The sequence below is a fragment of the Pseudomonas sp. NPDC096917 genome (assembly GCF_044762555.1).
Lineage (GTDB): Bacteria > Pseudomonadota > Gammaproteobacteria > Pseudomonadales > Pseudomonadaceae > Aquipseudomonas.
On sequence record NZ_JBIWEO010000009.1, the window covers coordinates 141,886 to 168,157 of the forward strand.

The 26,272-nt window shown below is 58.4% G+C and carries 25 protein-coding genes and 1 pseudogene; 10 read left to right on the forward strand and 16 right to left on the reverse strand.

The window, feature by feature from the left end:
• Window positions 1–103: 103 nt before the first annotated feature.
• Window positions 104–541, reverse strand: coding sequence for a DUF4879 domain-containing protein (locus ACIQYF_RS12580; protein ID WP_402861696.1), 438 nt, complete (start codon window positions 539–541; stop codon window positions 104–106).
• A 200-nt stretch (window positions 542–741) separates the two neighbouring features.
• Between ACIQYF_RS12580 and ACIQYF_RS12585 the strand changes: the two genes are divergently transcribed.
• The 4 genes from ACIQYF_RS12585 (at window position 742) to ACIQYF_RS12600 (ending at window position 4,762) form a co-directional block, all read left to right on the forward strand.
• The gene (locus ACIQYF_RS12585) at window positions 742–2,037 is read left to right on the forward strand and encodes an NCS2 family permease (RefSeq protein ID WP_402861699.1); all 1,296 of its coding nucleotides are present in this window, start codon (window positions 742–744) and stop codon (window positions 2,035–2,037) included.
• Complete coding sequence (trmA, locus tag ACIQYF_RS12590; protein WP_402861702.1) at window positions 2,034–3,122, forward strand: tRNA (uridine(54)-C5)-methyltransferase TrmA; 1,089 nt, start codon at window positions 2,034–2,036, stop codon at window positions 3,120–3,122. The genes ACIQYF_RS12585 and trmA overlap by 4 nt, the downstream gene beginning before the upstream one ends.
• 333 nt (window positions 3,123–3,455) lie before the next feature.
• Window positions 3,456–3,896, forward strand: a complete 441-nt coding sequence (gene aroQ, locus ACIQYF_RS12595) for a type II 3-dehydroquinate dehydratase (RefSeq protein WP_402861705.1) — start codon at window positions 3,456–3,458, stop codon at window positions 3,894–3,896.
• A 5-nt stretch (window positions 3,897–3,901) separates the two neighbouring features.
• The gene (locus ACIQYF_RS12600) at window positions 3,902–4,762 is read left to right on the forward strand and encodes a shikimate dehydrogenase (protein ID WP_402861708.1); all 861 of its coding nucleotides are present in this window, start codon (window positions 3,902–3,904) and stop codon (window positions 4,760–4,762) included.
• Between the two features lie 37 nt (window positions 4,763–4,799).
• On the opposite strand, the gene ACIQYF_RS12605 is transcribed toward ACIQYF_RS12600, so the two are convergent.
• Both ACIQYF_RS12605 and quiC read right to left on the reverse strand, forming a co-directional pair.
• Window positions 4,800–5,477: a TetR/AcrR family transcriptional regulator gene (locus ACIQYF_RS12605; RefSeq protein ID WP_402861711.1), complete on the reverse strand. Its 678-nt coding sequence runs from the start codon at window positions 5,475–5,477 to the stop codon at window positions 4,800–4,802.
• An 88-nt stretch (window positions 5,478–5,565) separates the two neighbouring features.
• Window positions 5,566–7,476, reverse strand: coding sequence for a 3-dehydroshikimate dehydratase QuiC (gene quiC / locus ACIQYF_RS12610; RefSeq protein WP_402861714.1), 1,911 nt, complete (start codon window positions 7,474–7,476; stop codon window positions 5,566–5,568).
• Window positions 7,477–7,793: 317 nt separating this feature from the next.
• Between quiC and ACIQYF_RS12615 the strand changes: the two genes are divergently transcribed.
• Window positions 7,794–9,125, forward strand: coding sequence for an MFS transporter (locus tag ACIQYF_RS12615; protein WP_402861717.1), 1,332 nt, complete (start codon window positions 7,794–7,796; stop codon window positions 9,123–9,125).
• Between the two features lie 64 nt (window positions 9,126–9,189).
• Here ACIQYF_RS12615 and ACIQYF_RS12620 read toward each other — a convergent pair whose 3' ends face one another.
• The 3 genes from ACIQYF_RS12620 to ACIQYF_RS12630 all read right to left on the reverse strand — a co-directional run bounded on the left by ACIQYF_RS12620 (window position 9,190) and on the right by ACIQYF_RS12630 (window position 11,828).
• Window positions 9,190–10,077 (reverse strand): DMT family transporter, encoded by an 888-nt coding sequence (locus tag ACIQYF_RS12620; RefSeq protein WP_402861720.1) that lies wholly within the window; start codon window positions 10,075–10,077, stop codon window positions 9,190–9,192.
• A gap of 47 nt (window positions 10,078–10,124) precedes the next feature.
• On the reverse strand, window positions 10,125–10,940 hold the full coding sequence (locus ACIQYF_RS12625) for a sugar phosphate isomerase/epimerase family protein (RefSeq protein WP_402861723.1): 816 nt from the start codon (window positions 10,938–10,940) through the stop codon (window positions 10,125–10,127).
• Between the two features lie 108 nt (window positions 10,941–11,048).
• The gene (locus tag ACIQYF_RS12630) at window positions 11,049–11,828 is read right to left on the reverse strand and encodes an IclR family transcriptional regulator (protein ID WP_402861726.1); all 780 of its coding nucleotides are present in this window, start codon (window positions 11,826–11,828) and stop codon (window positions 11,049–11,051) included.
• A 157-nt stretch (window positions 11,829–11,985) separates the two neighbouring features.
• Here ACIQYF_RS12630 and ACIQYF_RS12635 point away from each other — a divergent pair, with 157 nt between their 5' ends.
• On the forward strand, window positions 11,986–13,704 hold the full coding sequence (locus ACIQYF_RS12635; protein WP_402861729.1) for an FAD-dependent oxidoreductase: 1,719 nt from the start codon (window positions 11,986–11,988) through the stop codon (window positions 13,702–13,704).
• Window positions 13,705–13,757: 53 nt separating this feature from the next.
• Here the strand turns inward: ACIQYF_RS12635 and pcaG are convergent, their stop codons facing one another.
• From pcaG to ACIQYF_RS12655, 4 genes and pseudogenes are all read right to left on the reverse strand, one after another.
• Window positions 13,758–14,363 (reverse strand): protocatechuate 3,4-dioxygenase subunit alpha, encoded by a 606-nt coding sequence (gene pcaG / locus ACIQYF_RS12640; RefSeq protein ID WP_402861732.1) that lies wholly within the window; start codon window positions 14,361–14,363, stop codon window positions 13,758–13,760.
• Window positions 14,364–14,374: 11 nt separating this feature from the next.
• Window positions 14,375–15,094, reverse strand: coding sequence for a protocatechuate 3,4-dioxygenase subunit beta (pcaH, locus tag ACIQYF_RS12645; protein ID WP_402861735.1), 720 nt, complete (start codon window positions 15,092–15,094; stop codon window positions 14,375–14,377).
• Between the two features lie 98 nt (window positions 15,095–15,192).
• Window positions 15,193–16,122 (reverse strand): pca operon transcription factor PcaQ, encoded by a 930-nt coding sequence (pcaQ, locus tag ACIQYF_RS12650; protein ID WP_402861959.1) that lies wholly within the window; start codon window positions 16,120–16,122, stop codon window positions 15,193–15,195.
• A gap of 97 nt (window positions 16,123–16,219) precedes the next feature.
• A pseudogene (locus ACIQYF_RS12655) lies at window positions 16,220–16,330 on the reverse strand (DUF1016 domain-containing protein); the annotation flags it as partial.
• Between the two features lie 324 nt (window positions 16,331–16,654).
• On the opposite strand from ACIQYF_RS12655, the gene ACIQYF_RS12660 reads away from it, so the two are divergent.
• On the forward strand, window positions 16,655–17,542 hold the full coding sequence (locus ACIQYF_RS12660; protein ID WP_402861738.1) for a neutral zinc metallopeptidase: 888 nt from the start codon (window positions 16,655–16,657) through the stop codon (window positions 17,540–17,542).
• Window positions 17,542–18,525: an alpha/beta hydrolase gene (locus tag ACIQYF_RS12665; protein WP_402861741.1), complete on the forward strand. Its 984-nt coding sequence runs from the start codon at window positions 17,542–17,544 to the stop codon at window positions 18,523–18,525. The genes ACIQYF_RS12660 and ACIQYF_RS12665 overlap by 1 nt, the downstream gene beginning before the upstream one ends.
• 23 nt (window positions 18,526–18,548) lie before the next feature.
• Here the strand turns inward: ACIQYF_RS12665 and ACIQYF_RS12670 are convergent, their stop codons facing one another.
• The 3 genes from ACIQYF_RS12670 to ACIQYF_RS12680 all read right to left on the reverse strand — a co-directional run bounded on the left by ACIQYF_RS12670 (window position 18,549) and on the right by ACIQYF_RS12680 (window position 20,674).
• Entirely contained in the window at window positions 18,549–19,139 is a 591-nt protein-coding gene (locus ACIQYF_RS12670) for an HAD family hydrolase (RefSeq protein ID WP_402861744.1), read from the reverse strand.
• On the reverse strand, window positions 19,136–20,005 hold the full coding sequence (locus ACIQYF_RS12675; protein WP_402861751.1) for an acyl-CoA thioesterase domain-containing protein: 870 nt from the start codon (window positions 20,003–20,005) through the stop codon (window positions 19,136–19,138). Before ACIQYF_RS12675 ends, ACIQYF_RS12670 begins: the two co-directional genes overlap by 4 nt.
• A 99-nt stretch (window positions 20,006–20,104) precedes the next feature.
• Window positions 20,105–20,674 carry a GNAT family N-acetyltransferase gene (locus tag ACIQYF_RS12680; RefSeq protein ID WP_402861754.1) on the reverse strand — a complete coding sequence of 190 codons (570 nt, stop codon included), beginning with the start codon at window positions 20,672–20,674 and terminating at the stop codon, window positions 20,105–20,107.
• A 91-nt stretch (window positions 20,675–20,765) separates the two neighbouring features.
• Here ACIQYF_RS12680 and ACIQYF_RS12685 point away from each other — a divergent pair, with 91 nt between their 5' ends.
• Both ACIQYF_RS12685 and ACIQYF_RS12690 read left to right on the forward strand, forming a co-directional pair.
• Window positions 20,766–21,686, forward strand: a complete 921-nt coding sequence (locus ACIQYF_RS12685) for a histone deacetylase (RefSeq protein ID WP_402861757.1) — start codon at window positions 20,766–20,768, stop codon at window positions 21,684–21,686.
• A 191-nt stretch (window positions 21,687–21,877) separates the two neighbouring features.
• Window positions 21,878–23,155: a TIGR03862 family flavoprotein gene (locus ACIQYF_RS12690; RefSeq protein WP_402861760.1), complete on the forward strand. Its 1,278-nt coding sequence runs from the start codon at window positions 21,878–21,880 to the stop codon at window positions 23,153–23,155.
• A 10-nt stretch (window positions 23,156–23,165) separates the two neighbouring features.
• On the opposite strand, the gene ACIQYF_RS12695 is transcribed toward ACIQYF_RS12690, so the two are convergent.
• The 3 genes from ACIQYF_RS12695 to ACIQYF_RS12705 all read right to left on the reverse strand — a co-directional run bounded on the left by ACIQYF_RS12695 (window position 23,166) and on the right by ACIQYF_RS12705 (window position 26,250).
• Window positions 23,166–24,503: a DEAD/DEAH box helicase gene (locus ACIQYF_RS12695; RefSeq protein WP_402861763.1), complete on the reverse strand. Its 1,338-nt coding sequence runs from the start codon at window positions 24,501–24,503 to the stop codon at window positions 23,166–23,168.
• Between the two features lie 67 nt (window positions 24,504–24,570).
• A complete protein-coding gene (yedA, locus tag ACIQYF_RS12700) occupies window positions 24,571–25,461 on the reverse strand; it encodes a drug/metabolite exporter YedA (RefSeq protein WP_402861766.1) in 891 nt (296 codons plus the stop codon).
• 177 nt (window positions 25,462–25,638) lie between these two features.
• Window positions 25,639–26,250: a PolC-type DNA polymerase III gene (locus ACIQYF_RS12705; protein ID WP_402861769.1), complete on the reverse strand. Its 612-nt coding sequence runs from the start codon at window positions 26,248–26,250 to the stop codon at window positions 25,639–25,641.
• Window positions 26,251–26,272 lie beyond the last annotated feature (22 nt).

The following is a 26,272-nucleotide window of genomic DNA, read 5'->3' on the forward strand; positions in this document are numbered from 1 at the left end:
TGGCGCAGACTGCGATAAGGACCCAAGCGCCTTCGTTTCTGGTAAGCGCGCCCCCTTCGGACCCGATCGCAGCCTGCGCCAGCGGCTGCAGCTTTATATTCGGCTACCGAATATAAAGCTGCGTCTGCAGGCGCTTGAACGGCGCGACCAGCGACGTGTTACTGAACTGGAACCAGCCGCCCTCGCTGTTACCCACATCAAAGGTGTAGATGTAACCCACCGTGGTCCCCGCACCGTCGCAGGTCACCAGGCCCTCTCCTTTATTGCAGACCGGCGTGCGCACGCCATCCACGGTCTGCCCCTCAAACGTCACCGTCGGCTGGCCACCGTAGCCGCGCTCCAGCACAAAAACCTTGATATTCGGGCCGCGATGATGAGCCTTGGTTTGCTCACGGCCATCTGACACATCCTCTACAGCACCTGACGTAGACGCTACCTTGAGGATTTCGACCTGGCTCAGCGGCAGCGCCGAAGCTGCGTTCAAGCCCATGCTTATAAACAGGCTCAAACAGGCCGAGAAAGCATTAAAGGTGCGCTTCATAAATCCTCCTGATAACTGGCACGCAGTATGCCTGTCCCCACGACGTTACAAAACATGGCCCTGCAAGCAGCCAGACGTCCGAGCTGCTGGTATGATGCGCGGCTTTTTCCAACAGACAGAAAATCTTCAGGCCTTAGAAGTCTGTGCTTTGCTGTTGAAAACGATTTAATCACGGCGCCAGTGGCGCCACGGGGACTGGCATGCTGGAAAGGCTGTTTCAACTCAACGCACACAACACCAATGTGCGAACCGAGATTCTTGCGGGTATCACCACCTTCCTGGCGATGGCCTACATCCTCTTCGTGAACCCGAGCATTCTCGGCGAAACGGGCATGGACAAAGGCGCGGTATTTGTCGCGACCTGCCTGGCAGCCGCCATCGGTTCGGCCATCATGGGCATCATCGCCAACTACCCGATCGCGCTGGCGCCGGGCATGGGTTTGAACGCCTTCTTCACCTACACCGTGGTGCTGCACATGGGCCACACCTGGCAAGTGGCGCTGGGGGCGGTCTTCATTTCGGCGGTGCTGTTCTTTCTGTTGTCGATCTTTCGCATCCGCGAATGGATCATCAACAGCATCCCGCTGCCGCTGCGCTCGGCTATTGCCGCCGGTATTGGCCTGTTCCTGGCGCTGATCGCGCTGGGTAACGCCGGTATCGTGGTTGCCAACAAGGCGACCCTGGTGGGCATGGGCGACCTGACTCAGCCAAAAGTCATCCTGGCCTCGCTGGGCTTTGCCCTGATTGTGGCCCTTGAAGCCCTGAAAGTGCGCGGCGCGGTATTGATCGGCATTCTGGCCGTGACCATCGCTTCCATCGCAATGGGCGTGACTGAGTTCGGTGGCGTGATGTCGATGCCGCCTTCGCTGGCCCCGACCTTCCTGCAACTGGACATTAAAGGCGCACTGGACATTGGTCTGGTCAGCGTGATCTTCGCCTTCCTGTTCGTCGACCTGTTCGACAACTCCGGCACCCTGATCGGCGTGGCAAAGCGCGCAGGCCTGATGGGCAAAGACGGGCACATGCCGAAAATGGGCCGCGCCCTGATCGCCGACAGCACCGCGGCCATGGCCGGTTCGCTGCTGGGCACCTCGACCACCACCAGCTACATCGAGTCAGCAGCTGGCGTGAGCGCCGGTGGCCGCACCGGTCTGACCGCCATCGTGGTCGGCATCATGTTCTTGCTGGCCTTGTTCTTCTCGCCATTGGCCGCCAGCGTTCCGGCATTTGCCACCGCACCTGCGCTGATGTTCGTGGCGGTTTTGATGATGAGCGGCCTGGCCGAAATCGAGTGGGACGACGTGACCGTCGCCGCCCCGGTGGTCATCACCGCACTGGCCATGCCGTTCACTTACTCCATCGCCAGCGGCATCGCCTTTGGCTTTATTTCCTGGACCGTCATCAAGTTACTGTCGGGCCGCGTTCGCGAACTGAATGCACCGCTGATCATTTTGTCGGTTCTGTTTGTGGTCAAGCTGGGTTGGTTTAACGCATGAGTGCATTGCCGTTTGATTCCGCTACCTATGCCATTGAGCTTGAGGCCAAGGCCAATCGTCTGCGCGAGCTGCTAGCGCCGTTCGACGCGCCTGAACCTCAGGTGTTTGACTCGCCGCTGAAGCACTTCCGTCTGCGCGCCGAATTCCGCCTGTGGCGCGAAGGCGGCGAGCGTCATTACGCGATGTTTGCCCAAGATGACAAACGCACGCCAATCCTGATCGAAGAGTTCCCGATTGCCAGCCAGCGCATCAATCAACTGATGCCGCTGCTCAAGGCCGCCTGGCAAGCCAGCTCGGCCCTGAGCCACAAGCTGTTCCAGGTGGAGTTCCAGACCACCTTGGCGGGCGATGCAATGGTCACACTGTGCTATCACCGCCCGCTGGACGAGCACTGGCAAAACGCGGCCGAGCAGTTGGCCAAAGAGCTTGAAGTCAGCGTGATTGGCCGTTCCAAGGGCAAGCGCGTGGTGATTGGTCGCGACTACGTGGTGGAAAAACTTGAGGTGGCGGGTCGCACCTTCACGTATCAACAACCAGAAGGTGCTTTCACCCAGCCAAACGGCACGGTCAACCAGAAGATGCTCAATTGGGCATACGAGGCGCTGGGCGAGCGTTCGGATGATTTGCTGGAGCTCTACTGCGGCAATGGCAACTTCACCCTGCCGCTGGCGACCCGTGTGCGCAAAGTGCTGGCCACTGAAATCAGCAAGACGTCGGTGTACGCCGCCTTGAACAACCTCAGCGACAACGCTGTGGATAACGTCACGCTGGTGCGTTTGTCAGCCGAAGAACTGACCGAAGCGCTGAACGAAGTCCGCCCGTTCCGCCGCTTGCAGGGCATCGACCTGAAAAGCTACGAATTCGGCAGCGTCTTTGTTGACCCACCACGTGCGGGCATGGACCCGGACACCTGCGAATTGACGCGTCGCTTTGACAACATCTTATATATCTCGTGTAACCCGCTGACATTGGCCGAGAACATCGCCCAACTGCACGACACCCATCGTATTGAGCGTTGCGCCGTGTTTGACCAGTTCCCGTGGACTCACCACATGGAATCGGGCGTCTTGCTGGTTCGTCGGTAAGCGCTACGTCAAAGCCCCTCACCCTTTCCCTCTTCCTGAGGGCGAGGGTTGGGGTGAAGGGCTTCTCCAGCCCTGCTAAAAATTAAACCTTACCCGACAAACCGGCTCCCTGGCGCTAGACGGAAAACGAGCGGCTATCTCACTTTTTTCGACAACGACTTTCAATTGATAGTGGCTTGCATATAGCAACGTTCGATAAACGCCCAGTTATTGGAAGAAAGCAGGCCCGGCTTTTACTGCGCAATTGACCTTATTAACCGGTTGATACAATTTAATCCAACCGACTGAGCAGTGCTCAGGCGACCTCATAAAAACAAAGTAGAGTTGCCTTATATGTCCCCTATCGTTCTGGTGCTCAATGGCCCCAACCTGAATCTGCTTGGCAGCCGAGAACCCGGCATTTATGGCCATGAAACGCTGGCAGACATTGCCGACTTGTGCGGCCGTACGGCCAGTGAAGAAGGCCTGACAGTCGAATTTCGCCAGACCAACCACGAAGGTGAATTGCTCGACTGGATTCACGCAGCACGCAAGCGTTGCGCGGCCATTGTGATCAACCCGGCAGCCTGGACCCACACCTCGGTGGCGATTCGCGATGCCTTGGTCGCCAGCGAACTGCCGGTGATCGAAGTGCATCTGTCCAACGTCCACACACGTGAAGCCTTCCGTCATCACTCTTTTGTCTCGGGCATTGCCCAAGCGGTGCTGTGCGGCTTTGGCAGCAACGGCTACCGCCTGGCACTGCAACATCTCAGCCGCCAATTGAAGGGGTAGGTGACATGTCGATTCACACGCCAAAGTCGATAGTCGCCGGGCTCATCGGCGCGGGTATTCAGGCCTCACGCACACCTGCCATGCATGAGCGCGAGGGCGCGGCGCAAGGGCTGCGTTACGTTTATCAACTGATAGATCTAGAAGTGTTGGGGCTCGATAACAATGCCCTGCCCGACTTGCTGAGCGCCGCTGAACGCATGGGGTTGAGCGGGCTGAACATTACCTATCCGTGCAAGCAGGCAATCATGCCGTGGCTCGACGAACTCTCTGATCAGGCTCGCGGGATCGGCGCGGTGAACACTGTGGTGCTCAAGGACGGCAAACGCATCGGGCACAACACTGACTGCTCGGGCTTTGCAGAAGGCTTTCGACGCGGCCTGAACGGTGTTGCCGTGCAACAGGTGGTCCAAATGGGCGCGGGAGGTGCAGGATCAGCCGTGGCCTACGCGCTGCTCAGTGAAGGCATTCAACAGTTAGAGATTTTTGATGTCGACACCGAACGGGCGCACAGTCTGGCAAACAACCTAAATCAGCACTTCCCCGGCACCCGGGCCAAAGCGGGAACTGACCTTCAAAGCGCACTGACCAGAGCCGACGGGCTGGTCAATACCACGCCGATGGGCATGGCCAAGCTGCCTGGCATGCCGGTGCCCGCGCAGTGGCTGCATGGCGCATTGTGGGTGGCCGAAATTGTGTACTTTCCGCTGCAAACAGAGTTGCTGCGACACGCCCGCGCCCTGGGTTGCCGCACGCTTGATGGCGGCAACATGGCAGTGTTTCAAGCGGTCAAGGCGTTTGAATTGATCAGCGGTGCGACCGCTGACGCAGATCGCATGCTGGCGCATTTTCAGGAAATGAACGGTTGAAAGCGTGCCGCCCATCCTTGGCAGGATGGCGGCACCCTCACACCTGCAAGTAGCGCAACACCGAGTCGCAGATCATTTCGCGTTGACGCTGTTTGACCTGCGGGTCGGACAAGTCGATCTGGAAAATTTCGCCGACTGTGTAGCGATTCGACACGCGATAAAAACAGAACGAACTGACCAGCAGATGCACGTCCAACGGGTTCAAGCCGGGCCGAAAAATCTGCTGTTCAACGCCGCGTCGCAGAATGTTTTCGAGGGCATGAACAATCGTATTGTTCATGGCTTTGATGCCCTCAGAACGCTTGATGTATTCGCCCTTGTGAATGTTTTCGACGCTGACCATGCGCACGAAATCAGCGTTCAGGTCATGGTGATCAAAGGTGAACTCGACCAATCGATGAATCGCTTCGCGAGGTTCAAGCTCATCCAGGTGCAGCAGGTTTTCGGTGCTGCGGATCTCGCCGTAGAGCTTTTCCAGCACTTCGATATACAGCTGCTCTTTGCTGGTGAAGTAGTAATAGATCATGCGCTTGGAGGTACGGGTGCGCTCCGCGATGGCGTCCACTCGTGCCCCCGTGAGCCCCTGTTCCACAAACTCGGCAAGGGCTTCTTGCAGGATGTTTTCACGGGTCTTCTCCGGGTTATTTTTCCGGCTCTTACGCGGTTCAACTACCGGCACCACGGCGTCGGTGTCGACTTCTGGAATCTGGGTCATTAAAGGCTCACGGCCATCTGAGGATGGCCGCGATTATGGCCCGCCCGGTTAAACGAAGGAAGTCGACAAATGTATTCGACCCACCGTCCTACAGCTTCGCCTGACGCACCGCGCCCGAACGTGACTTGGCCATCGCCGCCAGACGGACCGCAACGTTGGCCGCACCATAACCGGCGTAGCCATTTTTGCGCTGTAACAGTTCAAAAAAGAAGCGCCCTGCAAACGGCTCGGTGTACACATGGAACAACTCGCCGCCCTGCGCGTCTCGGTCGTAAAGCACATTGAAATAGGCCAGTTCGCTCAAGAACTCATCGTCAAAATCAAAGCGCGCCGCCAGATCGTCGTAGTAGTTCAGCGGAATATCCAGCAACGGTACGCCTGCGGCTTTGGCACGGCTGACCTCAGCAAACAGGTCATCACACTCAAACGCAATGTGATGCACGCCTGAACCGCGATAACTCGACAACGCATGTGAGATCGCAGTGTTTCTGTTTTCAGAAATGTTCAGCGGCAAACGGATCGTGCTGCATCGGCTACGTAATGCGCGGCTTTTTACCAAGCCGTAGGGGTCCGGCAATACCACTTCGTCGTCTGCTTCAAAGTCCAGCAGGCTCTTGTAGAACAGCACCCAACTGTCGAGGCTGTCTGCTGGCAGCGCCATGGCCATGTGGTCTATGCGCTTAAGTCCACCCAAGCTGGCCGCAGAGGGTGCGAGGTTAAAGTCAGATTCGTACAGCGGCTTGCCTGCTTCATCCTGATCGACCAGATAAATCAGGCTGCCATCGGGGGCTCGAACGGCGGCCAGTTCCAGCTCGTTAGGGCCGACCAGGCCGCGATAGGGCTGACCTTTATAGGCCACGGCGCGGGCCAGCGCGCTGGCGCTGTCTTGCACACGGATCGCCGTGGCGCACAGCGAAGGGCCATGCGCCTCAAAAAAGTTGTGCGCGAATGAATAAGGCTCCGCGTTGAGAATCAGGGTGATGTCGCCCTGGCGCAGCAAGCTCACATTTTTCGAGCGATGTTGCCCGGCCTTGCTGAACCCCAGCCGTTCGAGCCAATGCGTCAGTTGCGCGCCCTGATTGTCATCGACGGCAAACTCAAGAAACTCGATACCGTTGTATTGGCTGGCTGCAGGCGGCGAAAACAGCGGTTCCAGCGTCGCGGCGGGGGCAGCCTGTTGGGCCAGGCGCTCGCGGGTTTTCTCTTCGAGGTACAGCAACGAGCGCAAGCCATCGGCGGCATTGGCGCGGGTGGGTGCAGCGCGGAAACCGTCATTGAATATTTCCAGCGACAACGGCCCGGTGTAGCCGCTCTGAATGATCGGCGCCAAAAAGCCCGGCAAATCGAACTCGCCCTGCCCCGGGAAGCAGCGGAAGTGGCGGCTCCACTCCAGCACATCCATGGCCAGAATAGGCGCGTCGGCCATTTGCACAAAAAAGATTTTGTCGCCCGGAATCTGCGCAATGGCACTGGGATCGCCCTTGAGCGACAACGTGTGAAAGCTGTCGAGCAACACGCCGAGATTTGGATGGTCAATGTGGCGAACCAGATCCCAGACCTGTTGCCAGGTGTTCACATGTCGGCCCCATGCCAGGGCTTCGTAACCGATGCGCAGGTTACGCGCCCCGGCACGCTCGGCGAGCAGGCTCAAGTCGTCCAGCAGGATTTGCCGGTCGCCCACGGAGTCGGGGGCAGCGTTACTGCACACCAGCACCAGGTCGGTGCCGAGTTCCTGCATCAAGTCGAATTTGCGCTCGGCACGGTCCAGGTTGCGTGCCAGCCGATCACGGCGGCAGCCTTCAAAGTCGCGAAAAGGCTGGAACAGGCTGATTTCTAAACCCAGGTCTGCACAGATCTGACGCACTTCACGCGGGCTACCGTCGTAATAGAGCAGGTCATTTTCAAAGATCTCGACCCCGTCAAAACCGGCCGCCGCAATGGCATCCAGCTTCTCCGGCAAAGTGCCGCTCAAAGAAACAGTGGCGATCGAACGCTTCATTTTTAACTCCTGGGCCGGCAACCGATGGCATTTCTTATATAGCCTGATTATTAAGGGCACCCTATCATTGAGCAACCAGCATGTACGAACCGGTTAGTTTTTCGTGCGATTATCGAACACTATGCCCATTGTTGAATTGACGATTTTTTGTCCAATCGCCACCATCCAATACGTACTATCTGTTCCATACGTTGCACAACACCACATAACAATTCCAAAAATGGGTAACCGCTCATGCTTGCACTTACTGATATGAAGCCCTGCTTTGCCATACAGCTTGCGTGGTGCCCGCCCCTTCAACGGACGGGTAAATAACCATGACCCCCTCTCAATCTGCACGCGTCAACGCTGCCCAAGCCACCCCGCACGCCGGTCTCGGTGACCGGATGCGCAGCGCCATGGCCATTGGTAAAACCCGCTGGGGCATGCTCGCCCTGGTGTTTTTCGCGACCACGCTGAACTATATCGACCGCGCTGCGCTGGGCGTGATGCAACCGATTCTGGCCAAGGAAATGAGCTGGACGGCGATGGACTACGCCAACATCAACTTCTGGTTTCAGGTGGGCTACGCGATTGGCTTCGTCCTGCAAGGCCGCCTGATCGACCGGATCGGCGTCAAGCGCGTGTTCTTCTGCGCCGTCTTACTGTGGAGCCTGGCAACGGGTGCACACGGCCTGGCCACCTCCGCCGTCGGCTTCATGATCTGCCGTTTTATTCTCGGGCTGACCGAAGCCGCCAACTACCCGGCCTGCGTGAAAACCACGCGCCTGTGGTTCCCGGCCAGCGAGCGCGCTGTGGCCAGCGGTATCTTCAACGCCGGGACCAACGTGGGCGCCATGTTCACGCCCATGATGCTGCCATTGGTATTGCACGTATGGGGTTGGCAGGCCGCGTTCTTGTGCATGTCAGCATTGGGCGGTCTCTGGCTGGTCTTCTGGGGACTGAAATACTACAACCCGGAACAACATCCGACTGTGACCAAAGAGGAATTGGAGTACATCCAGAGCGAGCAGGAGCCAGAACAAAAGCCGGTGTCCTTCGCCACCATTCTGAAAATGCGCGGCACGTGGGCCTTTGCGCTGTCCTACTCGATGACGGCTCCCGTGTTTTGGTTCTACCTGTATTGGCTGCCGCCTTATCTGAACCAGCAATACAACCTGGGCATTAGCGTGACGCAAATGGGCATCCCGCTGATCATCATTTACCTCACCGCCGACTTCGGCAGCGTGGGCGGCGGGATCTTGTCTTCGGTGCTGATCAGCCGTGGCATGGCGGCAGTCAAGGCGCGCCTGGTGTCGATGCTGTTGTGCGCGATCTGCATCATCGGCGTGGTGATGGCTGCTGGCTCCAGCCAACTGTGGGTCGCCGTGGGCGCCATCGCTTTGGCCCTTGGAGCGCATCAGGCCTGGACAGCCAACGTGTGGAGCATGGTGATGGACTACACGCCTAAACACATGATGGGTACGGTGTTTGGTTTTGGCGGCATGTGCGCGGCCATCGGCGGGATGTTCATGACTCAGTTCGTGGGTTATGTGCTGACAGTCACCAACAACAATTACACCTTGCTGTTCACCATGATTCCGGCGATGTACTTCATTGCGCTGACATGGATGTACTTCATGGCACCGAGAAAAATCCCGCAGGTATAAAAAACGCGACATGAAAAAAGGGCCTCAATACTGGCCCTTTTTTGTGCCCGCCAAAGGCTGTGCCTTAAGTTGCCGAACGCCTGCGCTGTTGCCAAGCCGCCGCCAGCCCGCTGATACAGATAATCGCGATCCCGATTCGCGTCGTCGGGTCGGGCGTGTGGTGGAACAGCAGCCAGCCCAGAATCCCGGAGAAGATAATCTGGCAGTAGCTGAAAGGTGCCAGCAAGGCGGGCGCTGCCAAGCGAAAAGACTGGGTCAGCAGCAGGTGGGCGGTCATGCCCAAGGTGCCAAGCGCAAGCATTTCCAAGCCATGCACCAGGGTCGGTGTCTGCCAGAAGAAGGGCACCAGCGCACTCATTACCAACGCATTGAACAGGCCCGCAAAAAAGTTACTGGTGGTCGGCGTGTCGTACAGACTGAGTTTGCGCGTCAGGATTTGGTAGCAACTGAAGCACAGCGCTGCCGCCATCGGCAACAACACGGCCGGAGTAAACAACTCGCCCCCCGGGTGGATGATCACCACCACGCCGATAAACCCGCAAATCACGGCGAGCCACTGCCCGCGCGAGACCTTTTCACCCAGCAGCGGCCCGGACAAGGCTGCGACCAGCAAGGGCGCCAGAAAGTTAACCGCCGTGTTTTCAGCCAGCGGAATAAACAACAGGCCAAAGGTAAAAAACAGGCCAGAGCCCAACAGAAAAATCGCCCGAAAGACTTGGAGCAAAGGGCGTTTGCTGCGTAAGACTCTAAGCCCGGATTGCGGCAGAAAAATCCCGGCCATCAGCAACGTGTGAACCAGGTAACGCGCCCAGACCACCATCACTACCGGGTACAAACCGCTGAGGTACTTGGACAACGCATCGTGGCTGGAGAACAACGCCGTGGCTGTCACTATCAGCAAAATGCCCTTGAGGGGCTGGTTAACTCCCGAGAGTGGCGTAGGCAATGTCATCGAACACCTCTTGTGCAGCAATGAACTGATAGTGAGCTAAACCTGCACTACAGCTGGCGCAAAAGCGCTCGGGTTTTATCAATAGCCAATTGTGCCCGCTGTTCGGCGCTGACGCCCTGAGCCTGTAACTGCACGCAGGGCACCTCCAGGCTAAGCGGTATATCGGCGGGCATACATTTCAGCAGTCCGAGCAAGTCACAGTCGCCGTCTCCGGGAAACCGCCGTTCATTGCGCGCCTGACGCAGTATTTCCTGCATGTCATCAGGCCTTGGCCCGGCGACATCACACAACTGCATATACCGCAGCCGCGATGGGGCGACGCGCGCGAGGTCGTCGAGACGCGACCCCGAACGATTGAAATGGAACGCATCCACCAGCACGCAGCCATTTTCACGCCCGGCGCGCTCGACAATGCGCAGCGCCTGCGACAGATCCCGTGCATCGGTCCAGGGCATGAATTCGAGGTGCGGATGAATGCCGTACGCCAGGCTCAAATCGCACAGCGCAGCAAAGTTATCGGCCTGGCGCTGCTCATCCGGATCGTTACCTGCGACCAGCAATTCGGTTGCGCCACATTCAGCCCCCAAGGCCAGGATGGTTTCGAAGTCTGCCACGCGGGTTTGCGGCTTAAGACGAAGAATTTCGATATCGAGCACTTTGATGCCAGTGTCACGCAGGCGCTTTTGCGTTTGCCTGCGCAAATCAGCATCACTGACCAGCGCAAAGTGATGCTCTTCAGGCGTGGCTGGCTCCAAGCGCAAGCCAACATGGCTGTAGCCGGTACGTGCTGCTATTTCGACCATTTCAACGGGCGAGACTTCCAGCACAGTCAAGGCAGCCAGAGATAAGGGACGTGAACTCACAATGCAGAGATCCTGTTATAAGTGTTGTGGAATCGCAGAATTCACACAATTTAGAATCGAGTTCCATATTCTTGCAAGACAATTTAACTAACTGGTTAAAAATCTTCGTCACACCGCAAATAACTCGGACGCCTGACACGCCACTGACAACTCATCCGCATAGTGCAGCAACTGCGATGCCAGTTGATGCAAGCGCTCTTGCGGCAGACGCGCACTGGGACCCGCCACACTCAGCACACCGATCACGTGCTGATCCAGCGGGCTGCGCACCACTGCCGCGATGGCCGAAGTGCCGACCGCCGAGCTTTCTTGCACACAGGCATAGCCGCGCTCACGGGCGATGTGCAGCAGTTCCAGCAGTTGTGCATTGGATTGAGGGGCATTCGGGCCTACGTCATCGGGGGCTTCAATGCCTTGACGCTCGACCTGCGCCAGCGCAAGGGCATCGCTCATGCTCGCCAGCCAGGCATGCCCGGAAGCGGTGTAGTACAGCGGTGCATCGCGGCCCATGTCGGGGTCATAACGCAGGCCCGAACGGGCGCCCTGAGACTTGGCGATCCAGGTCAGCCGCTCCCCATCGACGACCCCAAGACGCACCAGTTCGCCGGTCTCCTGAGCAAGCCGGTCGAGGATCGGTTGCACGATGTCAGCCCCACTGCTGGCCAAGTATTGAAAGCCCATGGCGACCAGTTTGGTCGACAGGTGATAGCGACTGTTTTCGGCGTTTTGCCGCACATAGCCAAGGCGAACCAATTCGGTGAGCAAGCGGTGCGTCGCACTTTTAGGGATGCTCAACTGCTCGGCCAACGCCTGCATCGGCACGCCACGGGGCTCACGGGTAAGGCTTTCGAGCACATTGAAGACTCGTTCGATCTGACTGCCTGCCATACAGGGCCCTCACAAAATGTGAGTAATTCTAAAAGGTAAACCTCAAAACGCAAAATCTGGAACTCAAAAGCAAGGTAAGGGTTGTCGTTTAAACACTAAGACTTTATATTTTGGAATCCAATTCCAAAATAACAACTTTACTTGCGGAGCCTCAAAAATGACTGCTGCCTCTCACCCCGGCACTCTCGATTGTGATGTGCTGATCGTCGGTTCGGGAGCCGCAGGGCTGGCCGCCGCCGTGACTGCCGCCTGGCATGGGCAAAAGGTCATCGTGGTCGAAAAAGACCCGGTATTCGGTGGCGCCACCGCCTGGTCCGGCGGCTGGGCGTGGGTGCCCTGCAACCCGCTGGCCAAACGTGCCGCAATTGTTGAAGACGTGGAACTGCCGCGCACCTACCTCAAGCATGAGTTGGGCGAACGCTACGAGCCGGCGATGATTGATGCTTTTCTTGAGGCCGGGCCGCGCATGGTGGCGTTCTTCGAACAGCACACCCGCTTGCAGTTTGCCGATGGCAACGCGATTGCCGACATCCACGGCGATACGCCAGGAGCCGGAACCGGGGGACGCTCAGTGATCGCTGCACCGTACAACGGACGCGAGGCGGGCAAGCTGCTCAAGCGTCTGCGCAAAACGATGCGCGAAACCTCCTTTATGGGCATGCCCATCATGGCCGGCCCTGACCTGGCAGCCTTTCTCAATCTCACCCGCTCGCTGCCTGCGGCCTGGCACGTGACCAAACGTTTCACTCGCCACCTCATGGACCTCGCCTTGCACGGCCGAGCTCTGCAATTGGTAAACGGCGTTGCATTGGTCGCGCGACTGGCCAAGTCCGCAGAGGACTTGGGCGTGCTGCTCTGGGAATCGGCGCCGGTGACGGCGTTAACCCAGGATGCAACGGGCGTCACCGGGGCCGTGGTCAAGACTGCGCGGGGCGATATACAGATCCGCGCGCGCAAGGCCGTGGTGCTGGCAGCCGGCGGCTTTGCCAATGACATTGAACGGCGCAAGGCGCTGTTTCCGCGCACTCCGACCGGGCATGAGCATCTGGCCCTGCCACCACTGGGTGCCAGCGGTGATGGTCTAAGACTGGGAGAAAGTGCGGGTGGCTGGGTCAACAGCGACATGCAGTCGCCCGTTGCCTGGGCTCCGGTGTCTCGCGTCCCGCACAGCGACGGCAGTATCGGGCATTTCCCGCACATCATTGAGCGTGGCAAACCGGGGATCATTGGCGTATTGAGCAATGGTCAGCGCTTCGTCAATGAAGCCAATGGCTATTACGACTACGTCACCGCGATGGTTGAAAAAGCGCCTGCCAATGAACCGGTGGCGTCATGGCTGATCTGCAGTCACGCCTTCCAGCGCCGATACGGGCTGGGAATGTCACGGCCGTTTCCAATGCCTGTGAGCCCGTTCATCCGGTCAGGTTATCTGAAAAGTGCAGACACCCTCGAAGGGCTGGCGCATGCCTGCGGTATTGATGCCGTTGCCTTGCGAAGGACCGTCGACGATTACAATCACCATGCTCAAACAGGCCAAGACCCGCAATTCGGGCGCGGCTCCACCCCATACAACCGCAAGCAAGGCGACCCGTTGCATCAGCCCAACCCTTGCGTGGCGCCCATCACCAAAGGCCCGTTTTACGCAGTCAAGGTCGAACCTGGCTGTTTCGGCACCTTTGCCGGGCTCAAAACCAACGAGCATGCACAAGTGCTGAACACGGCCGGTCAAGCGATCAAGGGGTTGTATGCCGCTGGAACCGACATGGCCAGCATCATGGGCGGGTACTACCCCGCAGGCGGAATAAATCTGGGGCCGGCCCTGACCTTTGGCTACATCGCCGGGCGGCACATTGCAGGCGCCACGCAGTACGAGTGAGCCGGCCAAAACGCCTGTGGGAGCTGGTCAGCCAGACTCCCACAGGTGCAGCATTAGAAATCGAAGAACACGGTTTCGTTGCCACCTTGTATGTAAATATCAAACCGGTAGGCCGGTTTGCCATTCACTTCGCAGCGCTGGGCGATCAGGGTTTCACGGCGTTGTGGTTGCTCGATCAGGTTGAGCACCGGGCATTTGGCGTTGGCTTCAGGCTCGTCGCTGAAATACAGACGCGTTTGCAGGTGAATGTTAATGCCGCGGGCAAACAGCGACACGTTGATGTGCGGCGCCATTGGCACGCCGGCAGCATTTTTCACCACGCCAGGTTTGATGGTGTTGAGTGTCCACTCGCCCGCATCAAACGTCGTGGCCGTACGGCCAAAGCTGTTGAACGCTTTCTCGCTATCAAAGTCTTCGTCGTAGACGCCTTCATGGTTGGCTTGCCACAACTCCAGGAAGGAGTCGCGCACCAAATGGCCATTGCCGTCATAGACATTGCCGAGCAACAGAATGTGCTCGCCCTCGGCGCCAGGCTTGGCCATCTCGCTCCAGATTTCTTCTGGGCGCGCCGGGTTACCGGCGGCGGCCAGCGCCAGCCCGATATGCACGTAAGGACCGGCCGTTTGCGATGGGGTTTCCGGTAGCAGTTCGATAGGCATGACGAGGCTCCTCAGCAGTTTTCGAAGTGAGTCTTGCGCTGACCGCGCAGCACGATGTCAAAGCGATACGCCAGGCAATCCATCGGATTGGCAGCGCCCATGTCCAACCGCGCAATCAGGCTTTGCACGGCCTCAGGACTGGCAATCGACTTGACGATCGGGCACATCGCAATCAACGGATCGCCTTCGAAATACAACTGAGTGATCAGGCGCGTGGCAATCGAAGGCCCACTGATAGACACGTGAATATGCGCCGGGCGCCAGTCATTGGGGCCGTTTCGCCACGGGTAAGGGCCCGGTTTGACTGTACGGAAGCTGTAATAGCCCTGGCTGTCGGTGAGCGTGCGGCCCACCCCACCAAAGTTGGGGTCCAGCGGCGCCAGGTAGCGGTCATTCTTGTGGCGATAACGGCCACCGGCGTTGGCTTGCCAGATCTCGACCAAGGTGTGCGGGATCGGTTTGCCGTACTGATCGCACACGCACCCCGACAGCAAAATACGCTCGCCCACCGGCAAGCCACCGTTGTTGAAGTTCAGCAACAGGTCGTTGTCGAACTTGCCGAATCTGAGGTGAGAAAAATCAGGGCCGCTGGTTTCGCTGACCGATTGCGGGATGCTCACCAGCGCTTGGCGCGGGGAACGGGCAATCGAGGTTTTGTAGTCAGGGGTCAGGGCTTTAGGGTGCCAGTTGCGATCACGGATGATAAAGCGCCGGCTGTCTGCATCAGACATGTCGATCTCCTGTTGTTTTTATAAAGGCTAGGCGCCAGTTTCAAACAGCAGAAGGACAAGCACTACTGAAAAGGACGACCTAAAACATAACCAAAAGGTTATGGATAGACCCCTTCGCCATAGGCTTGCCCCAACTCACGCAACACTTCAACGCAGCCTTGGGCTGCCACTGACATCGGCACGTGGGCGTTGCTGCAAATACCAATCGAGCCGCCTGGTTCGCGCTGGCCGAGGTCGATCTCTTGCAGCTCGCCGCTGGCCAGATCAAGGCGCACCGCATCCAGAGGTGCGATCCAGACGGCATTGTTGCGTAGCACATAGCGCCGACTCACCGTCACCGACAGGGTTTCCAGACGTTGGCGCGACTGACTGATGCCACACTGCACAAATAAACTGTCGGCAAAGGTGCGGATGGTGGTGTTGGCCAGCGGCAGCACCAGCGGATAGCGTTCCAGCTGGCTGCGATCGAGTGGGCCTTGCAGCAACGGATGATCCGGACGCACGACCAGCGTCATCGATTCGCTGTACATATGTTCAAAATTCATACCCTGAATTTCCGGGCTGTCAGTCATGCGTCCCACCACCAGATCGACGTCACCTACACGCAACTGCGACAACAAATACGCACTCGGCCCCGTGACGATGCTCACCACCAACGCCGAATGCCGCGCGTGCAGGCGGCTCACCAGCTCAGGCACCAGCAGACTTTCTACGGTGGACAATACCCCCAGCCGGACCGTGCCGCCTGAATACTCGCCACCGCGCAACGCATTGACCCCTTCGCGCAACGCCTGCACCGAAGGCGTTGCATAACGCAGGAAAGCCACTCCGGCCTCGGTCAGGCTGACCCCGCTTTTACTGCGCACAAACAGACTGACCGTCAATAACGCTTCAAGCTCTTTCAGGGTTTTTGACATAGCCGGCTGGCTGACCGCCAACACATCCGCCGCCCGCGCCAAACTGCCCTGGCGCGCCATTTCCAAAAAGCACACCAAGTGGCGATATTTGATGCGGGTATCGATATTCACAGGGGGTAACAGCTCCAAGGCAAATAAGGGAGTCATGCATCGTCGACGCAGACGTTTTGTAGGTAACACTCGTGCCGCTGGGTGAGCAGCAGCTTCTTGCCCGGGACAACGAGCGGTTGAGCGCGTATTCAACCACTTCATCATTTTTAATGGCACACAGTAAAACACCAATGGCCAAGTTTTCGTGGGGCTTGAGAGGGTCACGGTCATTGTCTCAACAGCGTTGAGCGTTTTGGATCATGACGATAGGCTGCGAAAAAGTGCTGCAGGCGCCACGTGTTATGCGCGCAAAAACCTCTGACTCCAGGCGACTTTCCGTGTAGGTAAGCAACGGGCTCACGCACGGCCCCCTCCCCCCAACCTGAACTCTTTGTGCCTACGGGACGCCGATGCAGCGTGCAGGCCGCCTCTGTGAACCCGCCCTGCTAACTGCCACACTGTCTCGCGATTCAATAAGCGTCTGACAGCCGGGCTGGCGCAGCGCCTGCTCAGCAGCAACACTTATAAACAAGACTTATAAGAGGATTCTTCCATGCTGTGGAAAAAAGGCCGACGTAGCGACAACGTGGAAGACGTACGCGATCAAAGCGGTGGCGGTGGAATGCGCTTTGGCGGCGGCAAAGGCTTAAGTCTTATGGCTGTGGTGGTGATTGTGGGCTTTGGTCTGTTGACCGGGCAGGAGCCGATGCAAATCCTCGAGCAACTCGGGAGCCAGCTCACGGATCAACCGGCGCAGCAGACCACTCAGCGAACCGGGCATGCGCCTCCAGCGGCCGACCAGCAAGCGGAATTTGTGCGCGCGATTTTGGGCGATACCGAAGACACATGGCGTCAGATCTTTCAGCAGTCCGGCCGCACCTATAAAGACCCTACGCTGGTGTTGTTTCGCGGCCAGGTCAATTCAGCCTGCGGCACGGCCACGTCCGCCAGCGGACCGTTCTATTGCCCCGCGGACCAAAGGGTTTACCTGGATATGTCGTTTTTCCAGGAAATGGCACAACGTTTCAGAGCCTCGGGTGAGTTCGCCCAAGCCTATGTGATCGCCCATGAAGTGGGGCATCACGTGCAGACGCTGTTGGGCCTTTCGTCAAAAATGCAGATGGCACGCCAACAAGGCAGGCGCATGGAGGGCGATGGCGGACTGCTGGTACGCCAAGAGTTGCAAGCTGACTGTTACGCCGGAGTGTGGGCGAACAATGCACAAAAACGCTTGAACTGGCTGGAACCCGGTGACATTGAATCCGCTCTCAATGCGGCTAACGCCATTGGTGATGACCGCTTGCAGCGGCAAAGCCAGGGTCGAGTCGTGCCGGACTCGTTTACCCATGGCACATCTGAACAACGTGTGCGCTGGTTCAAGACCGGGTTTGAAAGAGGCAACATCAACCAATGCGACACGTTTTCGGCAACGAGGCTCTAATGGCGAAACGCGTGATTGCAGTGTTGGGATTATTAGCGGCCTGCACCGCGCTACAGGCAGCAGAACACGGGATGAAAGAACTGAGCCCCGAGCATCTGAAGATCGGCCCCGGCGAATTAAGCGTTGGGTTGAGCCAAGACTGGAATCATCCACAACCCAACGTGCAGCGGGCGCTCATTGTCATTCACGGGCGCTTGCGCAATGCCCAGACCTATTTGCACAGCGCCGAGCAAGCCGCGACTCAGGCTGGGCAGTTATCCACAACGCTGATCATCGCGCCGCAGTTTCTGAATGAGAGCGATGACCGCCGCCATGCACTGTCTGACACTGTGCTGCGCTGGCACGCCAATGACTGGATGGCAGGCGAGCCCGCCGTGGGCCCGACGCCGGTGAGCTCATATGCCGCGCTGGATCAGATTCTTGAGCGTCTGGGCGAGCGCAAACGTTTCCCTGACTTGCGCGAAGTGGTGATTGCCGGGCATTCCGGCGGAGCCCAAGTGGTGCAGCGCTACGCCTTGACCACTGAGGCAGACAAAACCCTGGAGGGCGAAGGTATCAACGTGCGCTACGTGATTGCCAACCCCTCGTCCTATGCTTATTTCGATACGCAACGCCCGGTTGCAGGTTTTGACCCGGCGACGTGTCCTGGCTTCAACACCTGGAAATACGGGCTTAAGGACTTGCCTGCCTACGCGAAAGGGCAAAAGCCCGCCTCACTTGAGCAGGCCTACACGCGCCGTGACATTACCTATTTACTCGGTGCCCAAGACACTGATCCCAACCAACCGGCATTGGACAAAAGCTGCGAAGCCGAAGCTCAAGGCGCGTACCGCTTGATACGCGGGCATCACTACTTTGACTACTTGAGCCAACGTCACCTGCAAGGGCTTAACCAGCGCTTGGTTGAAGTGCCTGGGGTTGGGCACAACGGCGATCAGATGTTCACTTCGCCAGAGGGGCAGCAGGCGTTGTTCGGTAAGTGATCGCTCCTGCAGTTGGCTCAGTGTCAGCTCACCATCTGGTGCAGTTCGCGGCAATCTTTGGCGTGCCAGTCGGTCAATTCTGGCCACGGGTTATCCGGGACGTTGACCAGCACAGTTTTGCTGCCCGCTGCCCGGCCACATTCCAGGTCAAAGCAGTAATCACCCACCATCACCATGTTCGCCGGGGCCACATTCCAGGCCTGTGCCAGTTGCAACAGGCCGTCCGGGTCTGGTTTGTGCGCGGCATTGTCACGGCCCAAGACGTCCTGCGGGGCAAAGCATTCATCCAATCCGATGGCCTTGAGCGTGATATAGGCCAACTCCCGGGCATTACGGGTCAATACGCCCAAGCGATAACCACGGGCAGCCAGGTCACGTACCAACTCGACAGCACCGGGCGCCGGCGTTGAAGCCATCGCCAACTCACGCTCGTGCTCCAGTAACCAGGCATGCTTGGCAGCCGCCTCATCAGCGGGCAAACCGTTAAGGTGGGTCAGAATGTCGTCTTCAGCCGGAATATGCAGCGCTTGGCGAATCAGGGCAAAGTCATGCACGGCGATGGTCAGGGTGCCATCCATGTCGAATACCCAATGAGTGATGTCCTTGAGTGTCATGCCCAGTCCTTGCGATGGCGGATCAAACCTTCCTGAGTCACCGAAGCGACCAGTTTGCCGGCGCGATTGAAGACACTGCCACGGGAGAACCCGCGAGAGTTGCCGGCCCATGGACTGTCCATGGCGTAAAGCAACCAGTCGTCGGTGCGCAGATCACCGTGGAACCACAGCGCGTGATCCAGGCTGGCGACCTGCATATCCTTTTGCCACACACCTTTGCCATGGGGCAGCAGGGAGGTGGTCAACAAGCCAAAGTCCGAGGCGTAGGCCAGCAGGTATTTGTGCAGGGCCAGGTTGTCGGGCAAGGTGCCATCGGCGCGGAACCACACGTACTTGATCGGATCGCTGACAGCAGGGTTGAACGGATCTTCACCCACCACAGGACGCACTTCGATGGGTTTGGCGCACAGCAGTTTTTCGCGCATCGACTCAGGAATAAGGTGCGCACTCTGGCGAATCATATCCAGTTCGGAGGGCAGGTTTTCCGGCCCCACCACATCAGGCATCGCCGTTTGATGCTCAAAGCCGACCTCGTCATATTGAAACGAGGCGCTGCTGGTGAAAATCGGCTGGCCCTTCTGGATCGCGGTCACCCGGCGCGTGCTGAAACTACCGCCGTCACGCACCCGATCAACCTGGTACACCACCGGCAGGCTGGCATCGCCCGGACGCAAAAAATAGCCGTGCATCGAGTGCACATGGCGAGCATCTTCAACGGTCTGGCTCATGGCCGACAATGATTGCCCAAGCACTTGACCGCCGAACAACTGGCGAAAGCCCAAATCCTGACTGTTGCCACGAAAGAGGTTCTCTTCAATTGATTCCAGGGTCAGCAAATTGACCAGATCATCCAACACTTGGCTCATTCAGACTCTCCTCACACAGAGCAATACCGTCGTAATCTTTGCTACGTCGGCCAACAAAATTTTGGCATCGCCCCAAACAAGTGTTCGTAAGCGGCCTCTTTAACCGTGCAACGTTTCCAGCCACTGTGCCCGCGAAATGCGGTACAGCACATGCGGCCTTAGTGGATGGCCTTCAACCAGCCCGGGATGTTCAAAATCGCCTTCCAGGTCTCGATGCATGCCGATCGCTTGCATGACCTTTTGCGAAGGCAGATTCGACTGGCTGGTAAACGACACCACCTGGTCCTGCGCCAAGCGATCGAACGCACAGCGCAGCGCCGCCCAGGCCGCTTCACTGGCGTATCCAAGCCCCCAATGTTCTGGGGCCAGTCGCCAGCCTATTTCAACCGCCGGGGTGAATGCAGCGGCAAAACTGACATTCATCAGCCCGGTAAAGCCAATAAAAGCGCCAGTGTCCTTACGTTCCAGCGCCCACATCCCGTAGCCGTATTCTGCAAAATGGCCACGAACCCGGCCAATCAATGCAGCGCTTTCAAGACGGCTCAAGAGCGCAGGAAAATAACGCATCACCTGCGGGTCGGCGCACATGGCCGCGAACGCTGGAAAATCGGTGTCGCGCCAAGGACGCATGCGTAACCGGGGGCTTTCCAGCTCTTGAATCTGATCCATCAGGCCTCTCCATCGGTGATCGGACTTTTTGGCATGTCGAGCAGTGTACAGCGCTGTTAATATCCAGCGCTCGCTCCTACGTTAAATCCCTATGCCAGTACCGCTGATTTACCACGAAGACTACAGCCCGGAGTTCCCGCCGGAGCATCGCTTCCCGATGGACAAGTTTCGCCTGTTGCGCGATCACCTGGTCGAGACCGGGCTGACCCGTGACGCCGACTTGTTGCGCCCGCAACTGTGCCCTGTGGATATCCTTGCGCTGGCCCATGATCGTGCCTATATCGAGCGCTACATGGCAGGCGAACTGGCCCGTGAAGATCAACGTCGTTTGGGCCTGCCCTGGAGCGAAGCCCTTGCGCGACGGACCATTCGCGCAGTGGGCGGCTCATTGCTCGCTGCCGAGCAGGCGCTGAAACATGGGCTGGCCTGCCACTTGGCCGGTGGCACCCATCACGCGCACTACGACCACCCGGCCGGCTTTTGCATCTTCAACGATCTGGCCGTGATCAGCCGCTACTTGCTGGAAACTGGCCAGGTGAACCGCGTGCTGATTTTCGACTGCGATGTGCATCAAGGTGATGGCACCGCGCGGATTCTTGAGCATACGCCGGACGCGATTACCGTCTCCCTGCACTGCGAAAAGAATTTTCCGGCGCGCAAAGCGCAAAGCGACTGGGACATAGGCCTGCCCATGGGCATGGGAGATGCCGAGTATTTGCAGGTCGTCGACGAGGCACTGAATTATCTGTTGCCGCTGTATCAACCGGACCTAGTGCTATACGACGCCGGGGTCGATGTGCATAAAGACGACGCACTCGGCTATTTAAAGCTGACCGACGCGGGTGTCGCCGCGCGGGACGAAAACGTGATGCGGCATTGTCTGGGTCGCGATATACCGGTAGTCGGGGTAATTGGCGGCGGCTACAGCAAAGACCGCAAGGCTTTGGCACGTCGGCATGGGATCTTGCACCACAGCGCGCAAAAGGTCTGGGTGTCATCAGGTTGTCACTGAAGCGTGAGCTTTTTACCCACAATGCCTGTGGAACTGCCTGTGGATAACCTGAGCGAAAGCCCCTGTAAGCCACAGAGCACAAGGCCTGCAAGAAGCTGTACGTTTTTCGTACAACACAAATTTCCGTGGGAGCTGCCGAGCGTTCACTCAGGTAGAATGCGCGACTTATTTCGCCGATTTGCAGCCTAGCCATGACTCAACCCACGCCCCCTTCCCCTCACGTCGCCATAATGGGCGGTGGCCCCGCCGGTTTGATGGCCGCCGAAGTGCTGAGCCAGGCGGGTGTACAGGTTGATCTGTATGACGGCATGCCGTCGGTGGGGCGCAAGTTTTTGCTGGCCGGCGTCGGCGGCATGAACATCACCCACTCCGAGGCATACCCGGCATTTTTGTCACGCTACGCCGAACGTTCGCCGAACATGGCACCGCTGCTGCGGGCTTTTGATGCCGACGCTTTGTGCCAGTGGATTCATGAGCTGGGTATCGAAACCTTTGTCGGCAGTTCTGGCCGGGTGTTCCCCAGCGACATGAAAGCCGCCCCTTTGCTACGCGCCTGGCTTAAGCGTTTGCGCGAATCGGGTGTCGTTATCCACACCCGCCATCGCTGGTTGGGTTGGAACGCGCAGGGTCAGTTGCGCATCGACAGCCCCGAAGGCGAAAAGCAGCTCAAGCCACAGGCGGTGTTGTTGGCGTTGGGCGGCGGCAGTTGGGCGCGCTTGGGGTCTGATGGCGCGTGGATGCCATGGCTGGCAGAGCGCGGGGTCGAACTGGCGCCGTTGCAACCGAGCAATTGCGGGTTTGATGTCGCGGGCTGGAGCGAGGTGCTGCGCAGCAAATTCGCGGGAGCACCGCTCAAGAACATCGCCATCGCGCTTGAGCACAGCACGCCACGCTTGGGCGAGTGTGTGATCACCGCCAGCGGCATCGAAGGCAGCTTGATATATGCCTGGTCTGCAGCGATTCGCGAAACGATCAACCAACACGGCGCAGCCACGATTCTGATCGATCTGTTACCGAACAAGGCTGTGGATAAAGTCGCCGCGGCGTTGGCCAAGCCGCGCGGTTCACGCTCCATGAGCAAACATTTGCACAGCCAACTGGGTCTGGACGGGGTGAAAGCGGCGTTGTTGCGCGAACTGGCCATGGCAGACGACTTCAACGATCCGGCGCGACTGGCCAAAGCGATTAAAGCGTTGCCCCTGACACTGACCCGAGCGCGTCCCCTGGACGAAGCCATCAGCAGCGCGGGCGGCGTACGGTTTGAGGCGATGGATGAAAACCTGATGCTCAAAGCGTTACCGGGTGTGTTCTGCGCGGGCGAGATGCTGGATTGGGAAGCCCCCACCGGCGGCTATTTACTCACCGGCTGTTTTGCCAGCGGGCGCGCGGCGGGGCTGGGGGTTTTGAGTTGGCTTAGCGCACAACGCAGACCCCATTGTGGGTGCGGGCTTGCCCGCTCCCACTTTTGAAGGATTCGCGTTAAGGCTTGCGCTTGCGCGGTCCGGTGTTGAAGACCGGTACTTTGCGCACCGGTTTGACCGATGGCTCTGCCGGGGCCGCTTCGCCGCTGTCCACCCACTTGCCGAGGTTGCGCTTGCCGCCACCGCCTGAAGTTTTAGGCTTTTTTGGTTTCTTCGGCTTTTTGATCACCTGACCCGATGCGTCGGTCTCCGGCACGCGGTGCTCGGGTTCGAAGTCTTGCTCTTCGTGGCGCGGCAAGGTCTGACGCGTGAGCATCTCAATCGCCGACAGCATGTTCACTTCATCGGCACAGACCAGCGAAATGGCTTCGCCTTTCTGACCTGCACGACCGGTACGGCCAATGCGGTGAATGTAGTCTTCCGCCACGATTGGCAAATCGAAGTTGACCACCAGCGGCAGGTCTTCAATGTCCAGCCCGCGCGCCGCGACGTCGGTGGCGACCAGAATCTGCACCTCGCTGGCCTTGAAACGATCCAGTGCACGTTGGCGCGTAGCTTGCGGCTTGTCGCCATGAATGCCGTCAGCGTTGATGCCCAGAGCTTGCAGCTTGCCGACTAACTCATCCACACCGTTACGGGTTTTGGCGAATACCAGGACCTGCTTCCAGTGCTGGGTGCGCAACAAGTGCAGAAACAGCTCTGGCTTGCGCTTTTTGTCGACCGGGATGACCCATTGCTTGACGCTACTGGCCGCCACGTTGCGCGGGCTGACTTCTATGCTCAGCGGGTTATCGAGCATCTGCTCGGCCAACAGGCGGATCGCGTCAGAGAACGTGGCCGAAAACAGCAGGGTCTGGCGTTTTTTCGGCAATGCACGATAAATATCGCGCAGCTCTTCGGAAAAACCGAGGTCGAGCATGCGGTCAGCTTCATCCAGAATCAGGGTTTGCAGTTGGTTGAACTTGATTGCCTTCTGGCGATACAGATCAAGCAAGCGGCCTGGCGTGGCGACCAGCACATCAACACCTTTGCGCATTTTCATCATTTGCGGGTTGATGCTGACGCCGCCGTATACCGCATAAGTGCTCAACGGCAGGTGCTCGGCGTACTGGCGGATGCTCTCGTGGACCTGTTCGGCCAACTCGCGGGTCGGCACCAGAACCAGAGCACGCACCGAGTTGCTGGCAACTGTCGGGCCTTCCATGGTCAGCGATTGCAGCAACGGCAGGGCAAAGCCGCCGGTTTTGCCGGTGCCGGTCTGGGCCGCCGCCATCAGGTCGCGGCCAGCCAGCACTGCGGGAATCGCTTGGGCCTGAACCGGGGTTGGGGTCTTGTAGCCGAGCGTCTCAAGGGCGCGCAGCAAGGGTTCGATCAGGCCAAGTGTGGCGAATGTCATGGGAATACCGTCGAAAAAGGTCAGCACGGGTGTGCATACGTTGCAATGGCGCGCAGTTTACCCTAATTCAATCGATTTTCTGCTTGCGCCACTGCGGCAACCCGATCAACACCACGGCGCTGATGATGACAGCCATTGCCGCGCACTCTTCAACGCCAATGGTCTCGCCCGCAAAAGCGATGCCCAACATCACGGCCACGGCCGGATTGACGTAGGCATAGCTGGTGGCCGCGGCTGGACGTACGTTTTTGAGCAGGTACATATAGGCGCTGAAAGCGATGATCGAGCCGAAGAACACCAGATAAAGCAGCGCCCCCCAGCCGGCAGCGGTGGGCATGTGGGTCATGCGCTCGCCACTTATAAAGCTGCCCAGCAGCAGCATCACGCCAGCACAGAGCATTTCAGCAGCGCTGGCCATTGGCCCGGCGGGCAACGGTAAGTGGCGGCTCCACACCGAACCAAAGGCCCAGGCCGCAGCGGCAAACAGAATCATCGCAGCGCCCAGCGGGCTGGCTTGCAGGTTTGAACCAAGGTTGAGCATGCCAATGCCGATCAGGCCGAGGACAATTCCGGCCCATTCCAGTCGGGTATTGCGCGCGCCCCAGAAGTAGCCAAACAACAAGGTAAACAACGGCACAGTGGCAACGGCCAGCGCAGCCACGCCCGACGCCACACCCGAGTGCTCGGCCAGGGTCACGCCGCCATTACCGCAGGCCAGCAACAGAAAACCGATCATGGCTGCCGAACGCCACTGCACCGGCGTCGGTGCAGGTGCCCCACGCCAGCGCATAAAGCCGTACATCAAAATACCTGCCACGAGAAACCGCACCCCGGCCATCATCAGCGGCGGCCACGATTCAATGCCAATGCGGATCACCAGATAGGTCGAGCCCCAAATCACATACAACGCAAAAAAAGCACCGATCAGTTGCAACGGGAAACGACGTGCGGCAGACATGGAGGCAGCTCGGAAGGCAAAGGCAGGGGACTGGAGATACTAGACAAAAGGTAGCGAAATAATAAGTAACAGAATGCACCAAAAGTGACCGTACACTTTGGGTACGCGGCTGAAGTTCAAAAGCCTCTCACCCTGGCCCTCTCCTTCTGGGAGAGCGTTGTGGGTGAGGGTAAACGTTTAAAAACCGCGATAGCGCTTCAGATGGTCGTTGATTTTGGCCGCAGGGACTTTTTGCAAGCTGCATAGCAGGTCGTGATTGAGCTCTTTCAAACCGTGTTTTTGTCGCAGTTGCAGGGCCAGATAGGCCGTCAGGTTGGCCGCCATTTCAGCATCGGCCATGGCCCGGTGAGCCTGACCTGTATGGGGCAAATCGGCAAAGGTGGTGAGGGTGCCGAGTTTATGGTTCGGCGCAGCGGGCATCAGACGTCGCGCCAGCAACAACGAGCAGGCAAAGTTCTGCAAACGGGTGCGTTTGATGCGGCCCATCTCGTAATCCCAGAACTTTTGGTCAAAGGATGCGTTATGCGCCACCAGCGGGGTGATGCCCACGAATTCGTTGACCTCGTTCATCACCTGCTCCGCAGGCGGCGCGGAGCGCAGCATGGCGTTGCTGATGCCGGTCAGTTGTTCAATAAACCCCGGCACCCGCACGCCTGCGTTCATAAGGCTTTGATAACGCTCGACGATGCGCCCCTGCTCAAGGATCACCACCGCAATTTCTGTGGCTCGGCAGCTGCTGCTCGGCGAGAGTCCGGTGGTTTCAAAGTCAATTACCGCGATGCGTTCCAAACCTGATCAATCCTGTAAAAAG

Excerpts from the sequence above, each read along its gene's own strand:
- ACIQYF_RS12580 (WP_402861696.1), bottom strand. The coding sequence starts at position 541 with ATGAAGCGCACCTTTAATGCTTTCTCGGCCTGTTTGAGCCTGTTTATA.
- ACIQYF_RS12585 (WP_402861699.1), top strand. The coding sequence starts at position 742 with ATGCTGGAAAGGCTGTTTCAACTCAACGCACACAACACCAATGTGCGA.
- trmA (WP_402861702.1), top strand. The coding sequence starts at position 2,034 with ATGAGTGCATTGCCGTTTGATTCCGCTACCTATGCCATTGAGCTTGAG.
- aroQ (WP_402861705.1), top strand. The coding sequence starts at position 3,456 with ATGTCCCCTATCGTTCTGGTGCTCAATGGCCCCAACCTGAATCTGCTT.
- ACIQYF_RS12600 (WP_402861708.1), top strand. The coding sequence starts at position 3,902 with ATGTCGATTCACACGCCAAAGTCGATAGTCGCCGGGCTCATCGGCGCG.
- ACIQYF_RS12605 (WP_402861711.1), bottom strand. The coding sequence starts at position 5,477 with ATGACCCAGATTCCAGAAGTCGACACCGACGCCGTGGTGCCGGTAGTT.
- quiC (WP_402861714.1), bottom strand. The coding sequence starts at position 7,476 with ATGAAGCGTTCGATCGCCACTGTTTCTTTGAGCGGCACTTTGCCGGAG.
- ACIQYF_RS12615 (WP_402861717.1), top strand. The coding sequence starts at position 7,794 with ATGACCCCCTCTCAATCTGCACGCGTCAACGCTGCCCAAGCCACCCCG.
- ACIQYF_RS12620 (WP_402861720.1), bottom strand. The coding sequence starts at position 10,077 with ATGACATTGCCTACGCCACTCTCGGGAGTTAACCAGCCCCTCAAGGGC.
- ACIQYF_RS12630 (WP_402861726.1), bottom strand. The coding sequence starts at position 11,828 with ATGGCAGGCAGTCAGATCGAACGAGTCTTCAATGTGCTCGAAAGCCTT.
- ACIQYF_RS12635 (WP_402861729.1), top strand. The coding sequence starts at position 11,986 with ATGACTGCTGCCTCTCACCCCGGCACTCTCGATTGTGATGTGCTGATC.
- pcaG (WP_402861732.1), bottom strand. The coding sequence starts at position 14,363 with ATGCCTATCGAACTGCTACCGGAAACCCCATCGCAAACGGCCGGTCCT.
- pcaH (WP_402861735.1), bottom strand. The coding sequence starts at position 15,094 with ATGTCTGATGCAGACAGCCGGCGCTTTATCATCCGTGATCGCAACTGG.
- ACIQYF_RS12660 (WP_402861738.1), top strand. The coding sequence starts at position 16,655 with ATGCTGTGGAAAAAAGGCCGACGTAGCGACAACGTGGAAGACGTACGC.
- ACIQYF_RS12665 (WP_402861741.1), top strand. The coding sequence starts at position 17,542 with ATGGCGAAACGCGTGATTGCAGTGTTGGGATTATTAGCGGCCTGCACC.
- ACIQYF_RS12670 (WP_402861744.1), bottom strand. The coding sequence starts at position 19,139 with ATGACACTCAAGGACATCACTCATTGGGTATTCGACATGGATGGCACC.
- ACIQYF_RS12675 (WP_402861751.1), bottom strand. The coding sequence starts at position 20,005 with ATGAGCCAAGTGTTGGATGATCTGGTCAATTTGCTGACCCTGGAATCA.
- ACIQYF_RS12680 (WP_402861754.1), bottom strand. The coding sequence starts at position 20,674 with ATGGATCAGATTCAAGAGCTGGAAAGCCCCCGGTTACGCATGCGTCCT.
- ACIQYF_RS12685 (WP_402861757.1), top strand. The coding sequence starts at position 20,766 with ATGCCAGTACCGCTGATTTACCACGAAGACTACAGCCCGGAGTTCCCG.
- ACIQYF_RS12690 (WP_402861760.1), top strand. The coding sequence starts at position 21,878 with ATGACTCAACCCACGCCCCCTTCCCCTCACGTCGCCATAATGGGCGGT.
- ACIQYF_RS12695 (WP_402861763.1), bottom strand. The coding sequence starts at position 24,503 with ATGACATTCGCCACACTTGGCCTGATCGAACCCTTGCTGCGCGCCCTT.
- yedA (WP_402861766.1), bottom strand. The coding sequence starts at position 25,461 with ATGTCTGCCGCACGTCGTTTCCCGTTGCAACTGATCGGTGCTTTTTTT.